Annotated in this window: 18 protein-coding genes; 9 read left to right on the plus strand and 9 right to left on the minus strand. The window is 66.2% G+C overall.

The window, feature by feature from the left end; all coding sequences use genetic code 11:
- Positions 1–5: 5 nt before the first annotated feature.
- The 4 genes from ASC81_RS13500 to ASC81_RS13515 form a co-directional block, all read right to left on the minus strand.
- The gene (locus tag ASC81_RS13500; protein ID WP_056267919.1) at positions 6–617 is read right to left on the minus strand and encodes a PH domain-containing protein; all 612 of its coding nucleotides are present in this window, start codon (positions 615–617) and stop codon (positions 6–8) included.
- A gap of 100 nt (positions 618–717) precedes the next feature.
- On the minus strand, positions 718–1110 hold the full coding sequence (locus tag ASC81_RS13505; RefSeq protein WP_156392095.1) for a hypothetical protein: 393 nt from the start codon (positions 1108–1110) through the stop codon (positions 718–720).
- Positions 1111–1279: 169 nt separating this feature from the next.
- On the minus strand, positions 1280–1945 hold the full coding sequence (locus tag ASC81_RS13510) for an OmpW family protein (protein WP_056267920.1): 666 nt from the start codon (positions 1943–1945) through the stop codon (positions 1280–1282).
- Positions 1946–1973: 28 nt separating this feature from the next.
- Positions 1974–3065, minus strand: a complete 1092-nt coding sequence (locus tag ASC81_RS13515) for an SGNH/GDSL hydrolase family protein (protein WP_082536506.1) — start codon at positions 3063–3065, stop codon at positions 1974–1976.
- A 371-nt stretch (positions 3066–3436) separates the two neighbouring features.
- On the opposite strand from ASC81_RS13515, the gene ASC81_RS13520 reads away from it, so the two are divergent.
- The 3 genes from ASC81_RS13520 to ASC81_RS13530 all read left to right on the plus strand — a co-directional run bounded on the left by ASC81_RS13520 (position 3437) and on the right by ASC81_RS13530 (position 5120).
- The gene (locus ASC81_RS13520; protein WP_056267927.1) at positions 3437–3766 is read left to right on the plus strand and encodes a nucleotide pyrophosphohydrolase; all 330 of its coding nucleotides are present in this window, start codon (positions 3437–3439) and stop codon (positions 3764–3766) included.
- Entirely contained in the window at positions 3766–4518 is a 753-nt protein-coding gene (locus tag ASC81_RS13525) for a PolC-type DNA polymerase III (protein ID WP_082536507.1), read from the plus strand. The genes ASC81_RS13520 and ASC81_RS13525 overlap by 1 nt, the downstream gene beginning before the upstream one ends.
- A gap of 83 nt (positions 4519–4601) precedes the next feature.
- Entirely contained in the window at positions 4602–5120 is a 519-nt protein-coding gene (locus tag ASC81_RS13530; protein ID WP_056267930.1) for a GNAT family N-acetyltransferase, read from the plus strand.
- A gap of 58 nt (positions 5121–5178) precedes the next feature.
- On the opposite strand, the gene ASC81_RS13535 is transcribed toward ASC81_RS13530, so the two are convergent.
- The gene (locus ASC81_RS13535; RefSeq protein ID WP_056267933.1) at positions 5179–5934 is read right to left on the minus strand and encodes a PEP-CTERM sorting domain-containing protein; all 756 of its coding nucleotides are present in this window, start codon (positions 5932–5934) and stop codon (positions 5179–5181) included.
- Between the two features lie 109 nt (positions 5935–6043).
- Complete coding sequence (locus tag ASC81_RS13540) at positions 6044–7087, minus strand: hypothetical protein (RefSeq protein ID WP_056267935.1); 1044 nt, start codon at positions 7085–7087, stop codon at positions 6044–6046.
- Positions 7088–7213: 126 nt separating this feature from the next.
- Between ASC81_RS13540 and ASC81_RS13545 the strand changes: the two genes are divergently transcribed.
- The 4 genes from ASC81_RS13545 to ASC81_RS13560 all read left to right on the plus strand — a co-directional run bounded on the left by ASC81_RS13545 (position 7214) and on the right by ASC81_RS13560 (position 9290).
- Positions 7214–8191, plus strand: a complete 978-nt coding sequence (locus ASC81_RS13545; protein ID WP_056267938.1) for a YafY family protein — start codon at positions 7214–7216, stop codon at positions 8189–8191.
- 88 nt (positions 8192–8279) lie between these two features.
- Positions 8280–8588, plus strand: a complete 309-nt coding sequence (locus ASC81_RS13550) for a YqjD family protein (protein WP_056269009.1) — start codon at positions 8280–8282, stop codon at positions 8586–8588.
- Between the two features lie 13 nt (positions 8589–8601).
- Positions 8602–8988 carry a phage holin family protein gene (locus ASC81_RS13555; RefSeq protein ID WP_056267940.1) on the plus strand — a complete coding sequence of 129 codons (387 nt, stop codon included), beginning with the start codon at positions 8602–8604 and terminating at the stop codon, positions 8986–8988.
- Positions 8985–9290, plus strand: a complete 306-nt coding sequence (locus tag ASC81_RS13560) for a hypothetical protein (protein ID WP_056267943.1) — start codon at positions 8985–8987, stop codon at positions 9288–9290. The genes ASC81_RS13555 and ASC81_RS13560 overlap by 4 nt, the downstream gene beginning before the upstream one ends.
- A gap of 18 nt (positions 9291–9308) precedes the next feature.
- Here the strand turns inward: ASC81_RS13560 and ASC81_RS13565 are convergent, their stop codons facing one another.
- Genes ASC81_RS13565 through ASC81_RS27065 form a run of 3 tightly spaced genes read right to left on the minus strand, consistent with a single transcriptional unit; the run spans position 9309 to position 10572 of the window.
- Positions 9309–9740 carry a GFA family protein gene (locus ASC81_RS13565; RefSeq protein WP_056267946.1) on the minus strand — a complete coding sequence of 144 codons (432 nt, stop codon included), beginning with the start codon at positions 9738–9740 and terminating at the stop codon, positions 9309–9311.
- Between the two features lie 21 nt (positions 9741–9761).
- Positions 9762–10346, minus strand: a complete 585-nt coding sequence (locus tag ASC81_RS13570) for a cob(I)yrinic acid a,c-diamide adenosyltransferase (protein ID WP_056267948.1) — start codon at positions 10344–10346, stop codon at positions 9762–9764.
- A 49-nt stretch (positions 10347–10395) separates the two neighbouring features.
- A complete protein-coding gene (locus ASC81_RS27065) occupies positions 10396–10572 on the minus strand; it encodes a hypothetical protein (RefSeq protein WP_156392099.1) in 177 nt (58 codons plus the stop codon).
- An 84-nt stretch (positions 10573–10656) separates the two neighbouring features.
- Here ASC81_RS27065 and ASC81_RS13575 point away from each other — a divergent pair, with 84 nt between their 5' ends.
- Both ASC81_RS13575 and ASC81_RS13580 read left to right on the plus strand, forming a co-directional pair.
- Positions 10657–12057, plus strand: coding sequence for an FAD-binding oxidoreductase (locus ASC81_RS13575; RefSeq protein WP_056267951.1), 1401 nt, complete (start codon positions 10657–10659; stop codon positions 12055–12057).
- 76 nt (positions 12058–12133) lie between these two features.
- Positions 12134–12478 carry a hypothetical protein gene (locus ASC81_RS13580; protein WP_156392101.1) on the plus strand — a complete coding sequence of 115 codons (345 nt, stop codon included), beginning with the start codon at positions 12134–12136 and terminating at the stop codon, positions 12476–12478.

A 12478-nucleotide genomic window follows, 5' to 3' on the forward strand; every position in this document is an offset into this window, starting at 1 on the left:
CCAGGTTAGTTCTGGATGTAGCGCTCGAACACGCCGCTGTAGTCCTTGCGGCTGAGCTTGTCGAGCACGACGTTGTTCACCGTGTTGAGCAGCGACACGTAGTGGCGGCTGACCGCCTCTTCGTTGACTTCCTGGCCGAGCTTGAACATCTGGCCGGTCACGCCGAGGCATTGCATCGCGATCTGGCGCGCCTGGTCGTCGCGCTCCTGCAGCTTGCCGATGCTGTGCAACGCCTTGTAGATGTCCTTCACCTGCTCGATGAAGTTCTTGCGCACGTCGATGCTGAACACCTGGCTGTCGCCGATGCGGAACTTCAGCTCGACGTCCATGTCGATGGTGCCGGCGGTTTCCAGCGTGACGCCGCTGATGCGGTGGCTCAGATAGTCATAGCGCCGGATAACGCGCTTGGACGAGACGGCCGATTCGCCGTCGACATGCACCAGCGCCAGGTTGGTGAAGCAGTACTCGTCCTTCTTGGACTTGATGAGGAAGAAGATCTTCTCGCCGTCCTCGCTGAACAGGTAGTCGTCGGCATCGACCTTGTTGAAATCGGCGGCGGGCACGATGACGCCGATATCGCTGAGGCCCAACGCCTCGGAGGCCAGTCTCTTGAACATCGCTCAACTCCATTGAAGAGGAGGCGCGAGTTTGCCGCGGCGCCCGCGACGGTCACCGTCCCGGCTGGGGAATATGAACACCGCGCGCAGGACGCGCGGCTCAGCCTCTGCAGTAGCCCTCGCCGGCTTTGACGATGAGGCAATCGCGCTTGTCGGCCAGCCACTTCATGCCGGTGTCGGTGCCGTTGCCTCTGCGGATGGTTTCGACCGTGCCGTCGCGCACGAAGACGAGGGTGCCGCTGCCAGCCTTGGCGTCGAAGCTGCGTGGGCCATCGAGGTTGCGCACGGTGATGCTGTAAGTGCCTGGCCCACCGCTTACCTCGAGATAGGTGCCTTCGGGCCCCAGCCAGCGGCCGCCCCAGTCCATCGGCAGGACGGGTTGGGATGCGCTGGCTGGCGGTGCGGTAGCAGCCTCGACCGGCGGGTCAGACGGGCTGCAGGCGCTGAGGGCAAGCGTGCTGATCGTCAGCGGAACGAGGTTGCGGAGTCGCATGGCTTGAGGGTTGCAGAAAGAATGCACAAGTCTGTTTGAAGGCCACGGTATGCCGTGTCGGAGGAGGACTCGTCCGTCAGATATCGACCGTGTGCAGCTGCTTCTCAGCATCAATGGAAAAGGGCGCCGAGGCGCCCCTTTTCATGTGCGGTCCCCGCGCCAATGGAGGTCAGAACCGATAGCCGATCCCGAACTTGATCGACACCGGGTCCAGCGTGGTCTCGATGGTCTGCCCCGTCGACAGGCTGCCGGTCGTCTTGATGAAGGTCTTGGTGACCGACAGGCTGGCAGACCAGTCCTTGGTCACGTTGTACGCGGCGCCCACTTCCATCGTCGTGCCGATGCGGCTCTTCATGGACAGTGTGGTGGGGGTGGCGGGCGAGCCGCCGGTGAGTCCCGACAACACCGGCGTGGCGCGCGGCTTGAAGAGGCGACCGTAGGTCACACCCGCGCCGACGAAGGGACGCAGGCTGCTGTTGGCGTCGCCGAATCGGTACTGGGCCAGCAGCGTGATGGGCAGGGCCTTGACGGTGCCGAGCTTGCCCACGCCCTCGATGGCGCCCGCGCCCATGACGTCATGCTTGAACGGCACGGCGATGGGCAGGTCGATGCTGATGTTGTCGGTCCAGTAGTAGGTGACGCCACCGACGAAGGAGCTGGCTTTCTTCACGTCGATCTTGGTGCCGGCCAGGCTGGGTGCGCTGAGATCACCGCTTTCGACCTGCGGGTTGATCTGGGCGGCGCCACCGTAGACCACGATGCTGCCGGCCGACTGCGCGTGCACGAGGCTGGTACCGAGAAGCAGTGAGGCTGCGAGCAGGGATTTGAGATTCATGTTGTTCTCCTGAAAAGGTCACACAGACTCAGAGCCAGCCTTTGCGAGCCAGTTCAAGGGACACCGCCTGCGACAGCAGTTGATTTCCGTAGGGGGTGGGGTGGACGCTGTCGGCGAACAGGTAATGGCTGACATCGCCGGCAACGACGTTGTTGGTGCTGCAGACCAGCGAGGAGCCGAGCGGGTTCTTGGCCGCGCTGAGGTCGCAGGCCGGCGTGCTGACATTGGCCAGGCTGAACTTGGCCGGGTCGGCGATCTGGTCACGCACCCCCTGCGCGGCATCGACCCAGCCCAGTTCGGTACCAGCCAGGCCGGTCTTGAGCTGGTCGTTGAAGGTGTTGACCATCTGCAGGATCAGGCCCTGCGTGGCTGCGGGCAGGCTCTTGCCAAACGGTGTGAGGCTGACGTCGGGCAGGTTGATGACGACGACGTTCTTGGCGCCCTTGCCCACGACCAGCGCCTTCACGTAGCCGGCCAGCTCGGCGCCAGCCTTGCCCATTTCGGTCACGGCCTTGGTGGCGGCGGCTGTCGGGTCGCCGCCGGCGGCGATGGTGCCCTGCAGCGTGGCGAGGTTGATGAACACGTCGTTGCCACCGGCATAGACGAAGACGAGCTCAGTGCCCTTGTAGCTGCCGCCCGCCGCCGCGAGGTGGTTCTGCATCTGCGTCACGACCGGCACCGTGAGCTGGCCCAGCACGGCATTGGAGCCACCCAGCAGCTTGTTGCCCGGACCCACCGGGTTGGTCACACGCGCACCGCCCTGGCCATAGGCAAGGCAGCCCGCGTTGTTCTTGACCGGCACGCTGAAACCCTGGGCAGCGAGGCCATCGAGGCCTTGCTGGGCCGGGCAGGGCTTGGGCAGACCGTAGAGCGTGGCGATGCGCTCCAGCCAATGCGGACCGACGCCATTGACGGTGTACTGACCACCGCCCAATGCCACCACGGTGCCGACCTTGTACGTGCCCTGGTCGCTCAAGCTGTCGCCGAAGGACACCACGCTGCTGGGGGTGTACTTGGGCGTCGTGTCCGCCGTGGCACCACCACCGCCGCAACCCGCCACCAGCAGGCTGGCCAACAACGCCGCCGAGGCGGCGGCGATCCGGGTGAATAAGGGGTTCATTGCTTGTCTCCAGGGCGTCGCCGTCGTGCGGCCACGCGTTCAAATTCGGGAGGGCCACTCTAGCTGCTGCTTTTTAGTACGGTCGTTCGTTTTTGCCCCCATTGCGCGTAAAGACACATGGTGGAAAGCCGCGTGCAAGTCTGTGGATGGTTTCGGGACAACCGGGCGGATATCCACAGGCCGAGGCGCGTCGGCCAAGTTGTACCCAAAACGCATCTGCAAGCGCAGGGGTCTGGCGCACAGGCTTGTGCCTCAGGCAAGCGCTTGAGCCGCTTGAAGTTTTTGAACTTGTCCACAGCCAGCGCCGCGCTCTACTACAACGACTACCTTGAGATCTTGAAGATTGTTTGGAATACATAAGACACTTCCCTATGGACATTTCCACCCTGCAGAGCCGCCTGCGCCAGTTCGCCGCCGACCGAGATTGGCAGCCCTATCAAACCCCCAAGAACCTCGCGATGGCCATGACGGTGGAGGCAGCGGAGTTGCTGGAAATCTTCCAGTGGCTCACGCCTGAGCAATCACTGGCCCTGAGCGACGACCAGCGCCGCCACCTCGGCGAGGAACTGTCGGACGTGTTGCTCTACCTGATACAGATTGCCGACCATGGCGGCGTGGACCTGGATGCGGCCGTCGAGCGGAAACTGGCGATGAATGCCATCAAGCACCCCCCAAAGAACGTCTTGAGTCCGAAGTCTTGATGGAAACCATTGCCGTCATCGACTTCGAGACGACGGGCCTGGGCCCGACCAGCGGCGGCAGGGCGACCGAGATTGCCGCCGTGCTGGTGCGCGCAGGAGTCATCGTCGACGCCTGGGCGAGCTTGATGAACAGCGGCGCCTGGGTGCCGCCACATATCCAGGCCTTGACCGGCATCAGCAACCAGATGCTGACCGATGCGCCTGACTCGGCAAGCGTCATGCGCGAGCTGGCACGCTTCACCCAAGGCTGCCCGTTGGTGGCGCATAACGCGGCATTCGACCGGGGGTTCTGGCAGGCCGAGATGCAGCACGCCGGCCTGGTCCCCGACCCGGCACATCAGTTCGCCTGCACCGTGCTTTTGTCGCGCCGGCTCTGGCCCGAGGCCAGGAGTCATGGCCTGGGCGCCATGACGCAATTCCACGACTTGCGCTTCAACGGCCGTGCCCACCGCGCGATGGCGGATGCGCGCGTGACGGCCGAGTTGCTGCTCAAGGTGCAGGCCGAGATCGGCCGGCGCTTTTCGCTCGACCTGGGCGATGCGGTGGTTGACCACGGCTTGCTCTCGCACTTGCAACGCACACCGCTGCGCTGGCTCAGGCGCGGCCTCGTCGATCACCTCAAGACGCGAGGCATGACGGCCCGAATGGCCGGCGCGTTGGAACAGACACCATGCGTGTTGGTTACAGAGCTGGAACGGGATGGCACGGACAACATCCACCGCATCGCGGGTTCGTGTGCAGGAAGCCCATAAAAAATTCTGTCAAGGCCCCAGCTCATGGCCTTGGGCCAGGACAATCGCGCCCTTTCGCCCCCGTGCCATTGCTCAAGAGTTCCATGTCCGTGATCCAGGTTCGCCCCGCCACCCTGCGCGATGCCAAGGCCATCGCCGAGATTCACGTCGCATCCAGCCAGGACGCCTACAAGGCCCTGCTGCCTGTGGCAGCGCTGGACGCGATGTCCGTGCAGAAGCGCCAGGCCTTCTGGCGTGAAGCGATCGACCTCTGCGAGCCCCAGGTCATCGTTGCCCATTTGGACAACAAGATCATGGGCTTCGCCGGCTTCGACCGCTCCCGCGACAAGGGCACGCCCGCCACCACCGGCGAGGTCTGGGCCATGTTCGCGGACCCGGTTCACTGGGACAAGGGCGTCGGCCTGGCTCTGTGGGACGCCACGCGCGACGGTCTGCAGGAAGAGGGTTGCACCAAGGCCACGCTGTGGTGCTATCTGCGCAACGAGCGCGCGCTGCGCTTCTTCGAGCTGGCCGGCTTCAAGCGCGAGCTGGGCAGTGCGCGCACGACGGAAGTCGGTGGTGCGCGCGTCGAAGAAATCCGCCTGCATCGCTCGTTGGTCTGAACGATCCGCGGCCAGCAAAAAAGCGCCCCTCGGGGCGCTTTGTTTCTTGGCGACGTGATCAACCGCGACGGCGACGCGCCATGAAGCCGACGGCCAGCAGGCCGCTCAGCATCAGCGCGTAGGTCTGCGGCTCGGGCACGGCGCTGACGGCGAAGCCCGTCGTGTTCGGCGCGAGGTTGGCGCCGACGGCGCTGGTGCCGAGGTCGTTCCAGTTGGCGGCATTGCTGACCAGGCTCTTGTAGCCGTCGAACGAGGTCTGGCCCGTGCGGACGCCGTTGTATTCGGCATAGTCTGAGCCAACGCTCAGCGTGATGGCGCCATTGCTGGCGTTGAGGCCCGTGCCGGTCAGGAAGCCGGCAGACGCGGTGCCGAAGCTGCCCGTGGTGACAGCGCTCAAAAACAGCGTGGGCGCCGCAGCGCTGGTGCCCAGGTACGCATAGACAGTGTCTTCCGAGGTGCTGATGCCCCAGTTGCTGCTGCCGGACACGCTCGCACGGCTGAAGGTGCCGACGGAGGCCGCCAAGAGCGTGGCGCTGTCGACCTTGCTGAAGCGGATCACGGTGCCGGCAGCGATGGTGCCCGCGCCGGACAGCCAGGACGAATAGCTCTCGCCGGTGTTCAAGGCCGAGCCTGTCCACTCGTTGTCGGTGAACCAGACCTTGGTGTTGGCGTCGATATCGGCAAGGGCCACCATCGCGAAGCCGTCTTCGTCGGCGTTGAAGGACGTGAACATCAGGTCGCCGGCCGAGGTGAGCGCGGCGTGGGAGGGCAGGGTGAGCGCAGCGATGGCCAGCGCGAGCAGGTTTTTGGTCATGGGCTTGGTTCCAGTGGAATGACGGAGCGAGGTGCACTCTGGCCGGCCTCGATGACTGCCCCATGAATCCGGGTCATCGCCGGCGCCATCCCCCCGTGATCGCGGGTGCTCAGGCCGCGTATCCCGCTGTGGCCAGCGCCCAGCCGTCGGTTGCGTCGTCGTGGCGCTGGATATGCACGGGGCAGAGCTTCTTGGCCGCCGCGCGTTCGACCAGGCTCTCGGCCTGCTCGGGCGTCAGCTGGAGCGCAAAGCGCGTCCAGCGCTTGAGCACCAGCGGCAGGGCCCAGGCGTCTTCGAGTGCCCAGCGGATCTGGTGCGGCTCCTGCAGCTCGTTGGCAGCCAGCACGCGCGGCGCCAGCGCGAGCAGGAAGCGGTTGAAGTCGGTGCGCAGGGCATCGGTCGGCAACAGGGCTTCGAGGCGGCTCAGGCGGGCGCTCCACCCAGGCGTGGCCAGCTGGCGGGTGATGAGGGCTTGCAGGGCCTGGACGGGGTTGAAAAGACGCAGCCGGTTGGGCGGCAGCACGCGCAGCGGAATCTGCGCCGCGTCTTCGTGGCTGAGCGGCGTGACGAAGCTGCTGAGCACGGCCAGGCGCTCCCAGTCGGCCTCGGTCAGGCCGCCGATGCGCGTGATGGGACCGGCAGCGCAGCTGGCAGCCATGTCGGCCAGGGCTTGGTGACCCCGCTGACCCTTGGCCCGGTTGGCGCGCTGGCTCATGACCGCCAGGTTGCCGGCCGCATAGCCGGCGTCATCACGCACGCGGTCGACGCTGCGGCTGCTGTCGTCCAACAGGTCGCGGGTGATGGGGCAGTGCGTGGTGTCGAGCTGGGCCAGGTGATGCGGCGTCAGCTGGATGTCCTCGAAGCTGCGGCCTCGTGCCCAGGCATGGGTGCGCAGCGCCAGCCATTGTTCGACCTGCGTGCTGGCGGGCGTACGCACCGGGCGCCCGCGGGCAGCCAGCCAGCCGCGCTGCAGCGGCGATTGCGGGTAGAGGTGGGCGATGGGCGGGGTCAGGCCATGCAGTGCGTAGTCACGGCCCAGGGCCAGGCCGGTGCGCTCATGCGCGCTGATGGCGGCGGGGGCGTCGATCAGTCCCAGGTCGAACTGGACCAGGGCGGGGCGGGTGGCGATCTGGGTATTGAGAACGGCTTGCATGTCGAGCTCCTGGGAGTGAGAGGCACGCCGTGGTTGCGGGCCTTGCAAGCAGTCTCTGAGCCAGGTGGCTCATGAGATGATCCAGCGCGAAAAACACTGTGAATATTTTCAGCTCCGCACACTGCCATGGACCGCACCGAACGCTTCTACAAGATCGAGCACCTGATCCGCTCCCGCGGTTGCGTGTCCTTTGCCGAGCTGATCGAGGCGTTGGAGGTATCACCCGCCACGCTCAAGCGCGACCTGGCCTACTTGCGCGAGCGGCTGGATGCGCCCATCGAGTACGACGCGAGCGACAACGGCTACCGCTTCGGCCAGCAGTCGCGTGGCGGCCGGCATGAGCTGCCGGGCGTCTGGTTCAACGAGGCCGAGCTGCATGCCTTGCTGACCATGCAGCAGATGCTGGCGGGGCTGGATGAGCAGGGCGCGAATGGGGTCGTCGGCCGCCATCTGCAACCCATGTTCGACAAGATCACCGGCATGCTGGGTGTGGACATGGCCGAGGCCGATGAGCTGAGGCGCCGCGTGAAGCTCATCGGCACGGCGCGCCGGCGCATGGCCAGCGACAGCTTCGAGACCGTTGGCAGCGCCGTCGTCAAACGCAAGCGGCTGGCCATCCGCTACCGCAAGAAGCGCGATGTCGCGGGCAGCGATCGCGAGGTTTCGCCGCAACGCCTCGTGCACCACCGCCATGCCTGGTATTTGGACGCCTGGTGCCATGCCAGCGACGCCTACCGGCGCTTTGCGCTGGACGGCATCGAGGCCGCGACGCTGCTGGATGCCGCAGCCAAGCCGGTGTCGCTGGCCGAGCTGGAGGCCGAGCTGGACCAAGGCTATGGCATCTTTGCCGGCGGCACGCCGCGCCAGGCCGAACTCGTCTTCAGTGCCGAGGCGGCCGCCTGGGTGTCGCGCGAGGAGTGGCACCCGGCGCAACAAAGCGAGTTCCAGCCCGACGGCCGCTGGCGCCTGCGCCTGCCTTATGTCGATGACACCGAGCTGCTGATGGACTTGCTGCGCCACGCTGGCCAGGTCGAGGTCCTTGGACCGCCGGCCCTGCGCGAGGCGTATGCGCAGCGGCTGCGGCAGGCCGTGGCGGCCTTGTAGGACAAGCGCGTCATTTGACTCGCGCCATTTCAGACGGCGGTCAATCGCGTTAGGCTCAACCGCGTCTGATTCAACCAAGGAGTGAATGATGAGCGACACCACCCAGGCCAAGGAAAAGCTGGCGTCGGATTTCCGCGCGGTGATGACCGACATCGATGCGCTGATGACGGCCACCACCAACAAGGCGGATGGCGAGGTCAAGGCCTTGCGAGCCCGCATCGAGGAGCGTTTGTCCGGCGCCAAGGAAAAGCTGCTGGATGCCCAGCACGAGGCCGTGCAGCGCGCCAAGGACGCAGCGATTGCGACCGACGACTACGTGCACGCCAAGCCCTGGCAGGCCATCGGCGCTGCCGCGGCCATCGGGCTGGCGCTGGGTGTGCTGATCGGCCGCCGTTGATGCGGCGGGTCATTTGAGCGACGCCCAGGAACCCGTCTCCGCGCCGCTGCGGCGGCTCGGTGCTTCGCTGCTGACGCTGGGCCGCATCCGGCTCGAGTTGTTCGCCATCGAGGCGCAGGAGGAGAAGGAGCGCATTGCCGGCCTGCTGCTGTGGGCCGTGTTCGCGGCCCTGCTGGCCGGCTTTGGCCTGTTGCTGCTCGTGCTGCTGGTCACCGTGGCGTTGTGGGACAGCCACCGCCTGCTTGCGCTCGGTGGCGGCACCGTCGCGCTGATGGCTGCGGCAGTGTTTGCGGTGCTCAAGGTCAGCCGTCTGATCGACCAGCCCGCCAGCCTTTTCCAAAGCAGCATTGGCGAACTGCGGCAGGACGCCGACGCGTTGCGGCGCCAGCCCGGGCCATGATCACCCGCATCCCGACCGACCCGGCGCTGCGCTCCCGGCGCAAGGCCGACCTGCTGCTCGCGTCGCAACTGCTGCGCGGCCAGGCGGCGCTGGCCGTCGATGACCTGGGCGGGCGTGCCGACGGCTGGGTGCTGCGCGTGCGGGCCTGGCGCAAGGTGCTGTCCCACCCGATCGTGCTGACCGCAGCGGGCGGCGCGGCGACCTTCTTCGCCACGGCTGGAAAAGGCCGGCGCGGCCGGCTCTGGCGTGGGATGCGTTGGGCTTGGCTGGCCTGGCGGCTCTGGGGCGGCAGAAAGCGCTGAACGGCGAGCTCGCGCGTCTCAGTCGGCCGCGCTCGCGGCCAGCGGGCTGTCGCGGCCACGCGTGTGCGCGGGAATGCCGTCGAGCTCGGCAAGCCACGGCATGGCCGACTGCTGCCAGACCTGCACAGCCGGCTTGAGCTCGGCGCGTTCGTTGATGCAGCCCAGCCGGAAGTTGAGCGTCTTCGGTTCGTCTGCCTCGGTGGCGAAGAGCTGGGTGCCACAGTCGCCGCAGAAGGCCTGAGCACGACGATTGCCGCTGGCGGCCACCTTCACGTACTGCTTCGGCGAGCCATGCAGTTGGACCTGCTCGATGGGCACGGGCAGGACGGCGCGGAACGGGCCGCCCGAGATGACCTGGCAGTCCGCGCAGTGGCAGATCACCACCTTGGCAGGGTCGGCCGTCGCCGTGAAATGAATCGTGCCGCAGTGGCACTGGCCGGTGATTTGCATGAGCTTTTCCTGAGTGATTTGTCAGTCGGCGGCGGCGTCGAGCCGCTTCATGCGCTCGCTCTGCCAGTAGACGTCGTCGCCCCCCAGCCCGTCGAGGTTGGCGCGGTTGAGCACGCGGGCCAGCACGAAGAGCAGGTCTGACAGCCGGTTCAGATACTGGCGCGGCGCGGCGCGGATCTGTTCGGTGGCGGCGAGCGTGATGACCGTGCGTTCGGCACGCCGGGCAATCGTGCGGCAGACGTGGGCCATCGCGGCGCTGCGCGTGCCGGCCGGCAGGATGAACTCCTTGAGCCGCGGCAGATGCTCGTTGTGGTGCGCCAGTGCTTCGTCCAGGCGCAGCACGGCGGCCTCCTTCAGCAGTTCTCCGCCGGGCCACGACAACTCGCCGCCGAGGTTGAACAGCTCATGCTGGATGGTGACGATGAGGTCGCGGACATCGTCGGGCAGCGGCTCGGCCAGCAGCAGGCCGAGGTTGGAATTCAGCTCGTCGACGTCGCCCATGGCCTGCACGCGCAGGTGGTCCTTGGGCACGCGGTTGCCGTCGGACAGGCCGGTGGTGCCGTCGTCGCCGGTGCGGGTGGCGATCTGTGAAAGGCGGTTGCCCATGAGTTCTCAATGCCAGGCTGTGGAGCCGGCATTGTGCTCAAGCGCCGCCTCAGAGCTCGTTGGTCGGGTCATGCGCCGCCATCTTCAGCGGCGGCGGCTGATCGGGCCCGGGTGTGCCGATGAACAGTTCGCGCCATCGGGCGACGATCATGTCCAGGGGCACCGCGGCGAGCACGATCAGGATCGCGGCGACGATCAGCAACAGCCAGGTCAGGGTGGGCTCCATGCGGGTCTCCCAAAAACCGTGCGCCCATGCTGTCACTATGGCGCGGCCACTGCAACACAATCTTGTTTTGCTCTGGAGCCGACCATGAACGCGCCCGACCACTTCCCCGCTGCTGCGCCCTTGCCGGCAGTATTGCTGGACGCGCTCAAGGCCGAATTTGCCGAGCGCTGCTCCACGGCGCTGGCCGTGCGTGAGCAGCATGGCCGGGATGAATCGGTGTTCGACGTGCCGCCGCCGCAGGCCGTCGTCTTTGCCGAAAGCGAGGCCGAGGTGGCGCGCGTCGTGGCGCTTTGCGCAGCCCATCGTGTGCCCGTCATTCCTTATGGTGCGGGCTCGTCGCTGGAGGGCCATCTGCTGGCAGTAAAGGGCGGCATCAGCCTGGATGTGTCGCGCATGAACCGCATCCTGCGCATTGACGCCGAGGACCTGACAGTCACCGTGCAGCCCGGCGTCACGCGCAAGGCGCTGAACGAAGCGCTCAAGCATGAGGGTCTGTTCTTCCCCATCGACCCGGGCGCCGATGCGAGCCTCGGCGGCATGGCCGCCACGCGTGCCAGCGGCACGAACGCGGTGCGCTACGGCACGATGCGCGAAAACGTGCTGGCGTTGCGCTTCGTGGCGGCCAGCGGTGAAGTCATCCGCACGGGATCGCGCGCCAGGAAGAGCAGCGCGGGCTACGACCTGACGCGTCTGGTCATTGGCAGCGAAGGCACGCTGGGCGTCATCACCGAGCTGACTGTCAAGGTCCATCCGCTGCCTGAGGCCGTGTCGGCCGCGGTCTGCTTCTTCCCCAGCATCGACGCGGCCGTGCGCACGGCGATGCAGGTCATTCAGATCGGCGTGCCGATCGCGCGCTGCGAACTGCTGGACGCAAACGCGATCAAGGCGGTCAACGCGCATGACAGGCTGGGGCTGAAGGAAGCACCCATGCTGCTGATGGAGTTTCATGGCAGCGAAGCCGGCGTGGCCGAGCAGGCGGCGACGGTGCAGGACGTGGCGGCCGACCATGGCGGCGAGGCGTTCGAGTGGGCGACGACGCCCGAGGCGCGCACACGGCTGTGGACCGCTCGCCACCACGCGTATCTGTCCGGCCTGCAGATGCGCCCCGGCTGCCGCGCAGTGACCACCGACACCTGCGTGCCCATCTCGCGCCTGGCCGAGAACATCAACGCCAGCGTCGTCGAGGTCGAGGCGGCCGGCCTGCCCTACTTCATCGTCGGCCACGTCGGCGACGGCAACTTCCACATGGCCTATCTGCTGGACCCGGTCGACCCGCAAGAGCTGGCGACTGCCGAGCGGCTGAGCGCGCAGATGGTGGCGCGGGCTATTGCGCTGGAAGGCACCTGCACCGGTGAACATGGGATCGGTCTGCACAAGCAGGGCTTTCTGCTGGATGAGACGGGCGAAGAGGCCGTGGCATTGATGCGGGCCGTCAAGCAGGGATTGGACCCACTGGGCATCTTGAACCCAGGAAAGATCTTTTGATTGAAGCAACCGGCTATCGTGGCTAGCTTGGTTGCGCAGGCGAGCTGTCGTCACGCAATGGTCAACGGAGAACGCCATGGCTGCTTTCGTTCCAGGGGTTGATACATCGGTTCAATCAGAAGAGTCGAGCCTTGATGTCCAGGCATCCGCGGCGCGCTCGCTGGCGGCGGGAAGACACGTGTTTCAGCTGGTGGTGACGGACAACGCCGGAAACGTGTCGAACCCCGCTCAGATTGCCATCGTCGTGAAGGAGCGCAGCAAGCCGACGGCAGAAATCGACTTTGTTCGTGACGACGGAACCCGCGTTTACGACGATGCCATCGTTGTGCCCTTCGGGAAGCCGTTTCGACTCACCGGAGAAAGATCCAGCGACGCCAGTGGGAGCGTCAAGACGTGGCGTTGGACGCTGCTGACGACTTGA

The sequence above is a fragment of the Pelomonas sp. Root405 genome, assembly GCF_001425165.1.
Classification (GTDB): domain Bacteria; phylum Pseudomonadota; class Gammaproteobacteria; order Burkholderiales; family Burkholderiaceae_C; genus Pelomonas.

Excerpts from the sequence above, each read along its gene's own strand:
- ASC81_RS13500 (WP_056267919.1), bottom strand. The coding sequence starts at position 617 with ATGTTCAAGAGACTGGCCTCCGAGGCGTTGGGCCTCAGCGATATCGGC.
- ASC81_RS13505 (WP_156392095.1), bottom strand. The coding sequence starts at position 1,110 with ATGCGACTCCGCAACCTCGTTCCGCTGACGATCAGCACGCTTGCCCTC.
- ASC81_RS13510 (WP_056267920.1), bottom strand. The coding sequence starts at position 1,945 with ATGAATCTCAAATCCCTGCTCGCAGCCTCACTGCTTCTCGGTACCAGC.
- ASC81_RS13515 (WP_082536506.1), bottom strand. The coding sequence starts at position 3,065 with ATGAACCCCTTATTCACCCGGATCGCCGCCGCCTCGGCGGCGTTGTTG.
- ASC81_RS13520 (WP_056267927.1), top strand. The coding sequence starts at position 3,437 with ATGGACATTTCCACCCTGCAGAGCCGCCTGCGCCAGTTCGCCGCCGAC.
- ASC81_RS13525 (WP_082536507.1), top strand. The coding sequence starts at position 3,766 with ATGGAAACCATTGCCGTCATCGACTTCGAGACGACGGGCCTGGGCCCG.
- ASC81_RS13530 (WP_056267930.1), top strand. The coding sequence starts at position 4,602 with ATGTCCGTGATCCAGGTTCGCCCCGCCACCCTGCGCGATGCCAAGGCC.
- ASC81_RS13535 (WP_056267933.1), bottom strand. The coding sequence starts at position 5,934 with ATGACCAAAAACCTGCTCGCGCTGGCCATCGCTGCGCTCACCCTGCCC.
- ASC81_RS13540 (WP_056267935.1), bottom strand. The coding sequence starts at position 7,087 with ATGCAAGCCGTTCTCAATACCCAGATCGCCACCCGCCCCGCCCTGGTC.
- ASC81_RS13545 (WP_056267938.1), top strand. The coding sequence starts at position 7,214 with ATGGACCGCACCGAACGCTTCTACAAGATCGAGCACCTGATCCGCTCC.
- ASC81_RS13550 (WP_056269009.1), top strand. The coding sequence starts at position 8,280 with ATGAGCGACACCACCCAGGCCAAGGAAAAGCTGGCGTCGGATTTCCGC.
- ASC81_RS13560 (WP_056267943.1), top strand. The coding sequence starts at position 8,985 with ATGATCACCCGCATCCCGACCGACCCGGCGCTGCGCTCCCGGCGCAAG.
- ASC81_RS13565 (WP_056267946.1), bottom strand. The coding sequence starts at position 9,740 with ATGCAAATCACCGGCCAGTGCCACTGCGGCACGATTCATTTCACGGCG.
- ASC81_RS13570 (WP_056267948.1), bottom strand. The coding sequence starts at position 10,346 with ATGGGCAACCGCCTTTCACAGATCGCCACCCGCACCGGCGACGACGGC.
- ASC81_RS27065 (WP_156392099.1), bottom strand. The coding sequence starts at position 10,572 with ATGGAGCCCACCCTGACCTGGCTGTTGCTGATCGTCGCCGCGATCCTG.
- ASC81_RS13575 (WP_056267951.1), top strand. The coding sequence starts at position 10,657 with ATGAACGCGCCCGACCACTTCCCCGCTGCTGCGCCCTTGCCGGCAGTA.
- ASC81_RS13580 (WP_156392101.1), top strand. The coding sequence starts at position 12,134 with ATGGCTGCTTTCGTTCCAGGGGTTGATACATCGGTTCAATCAGAAGAG.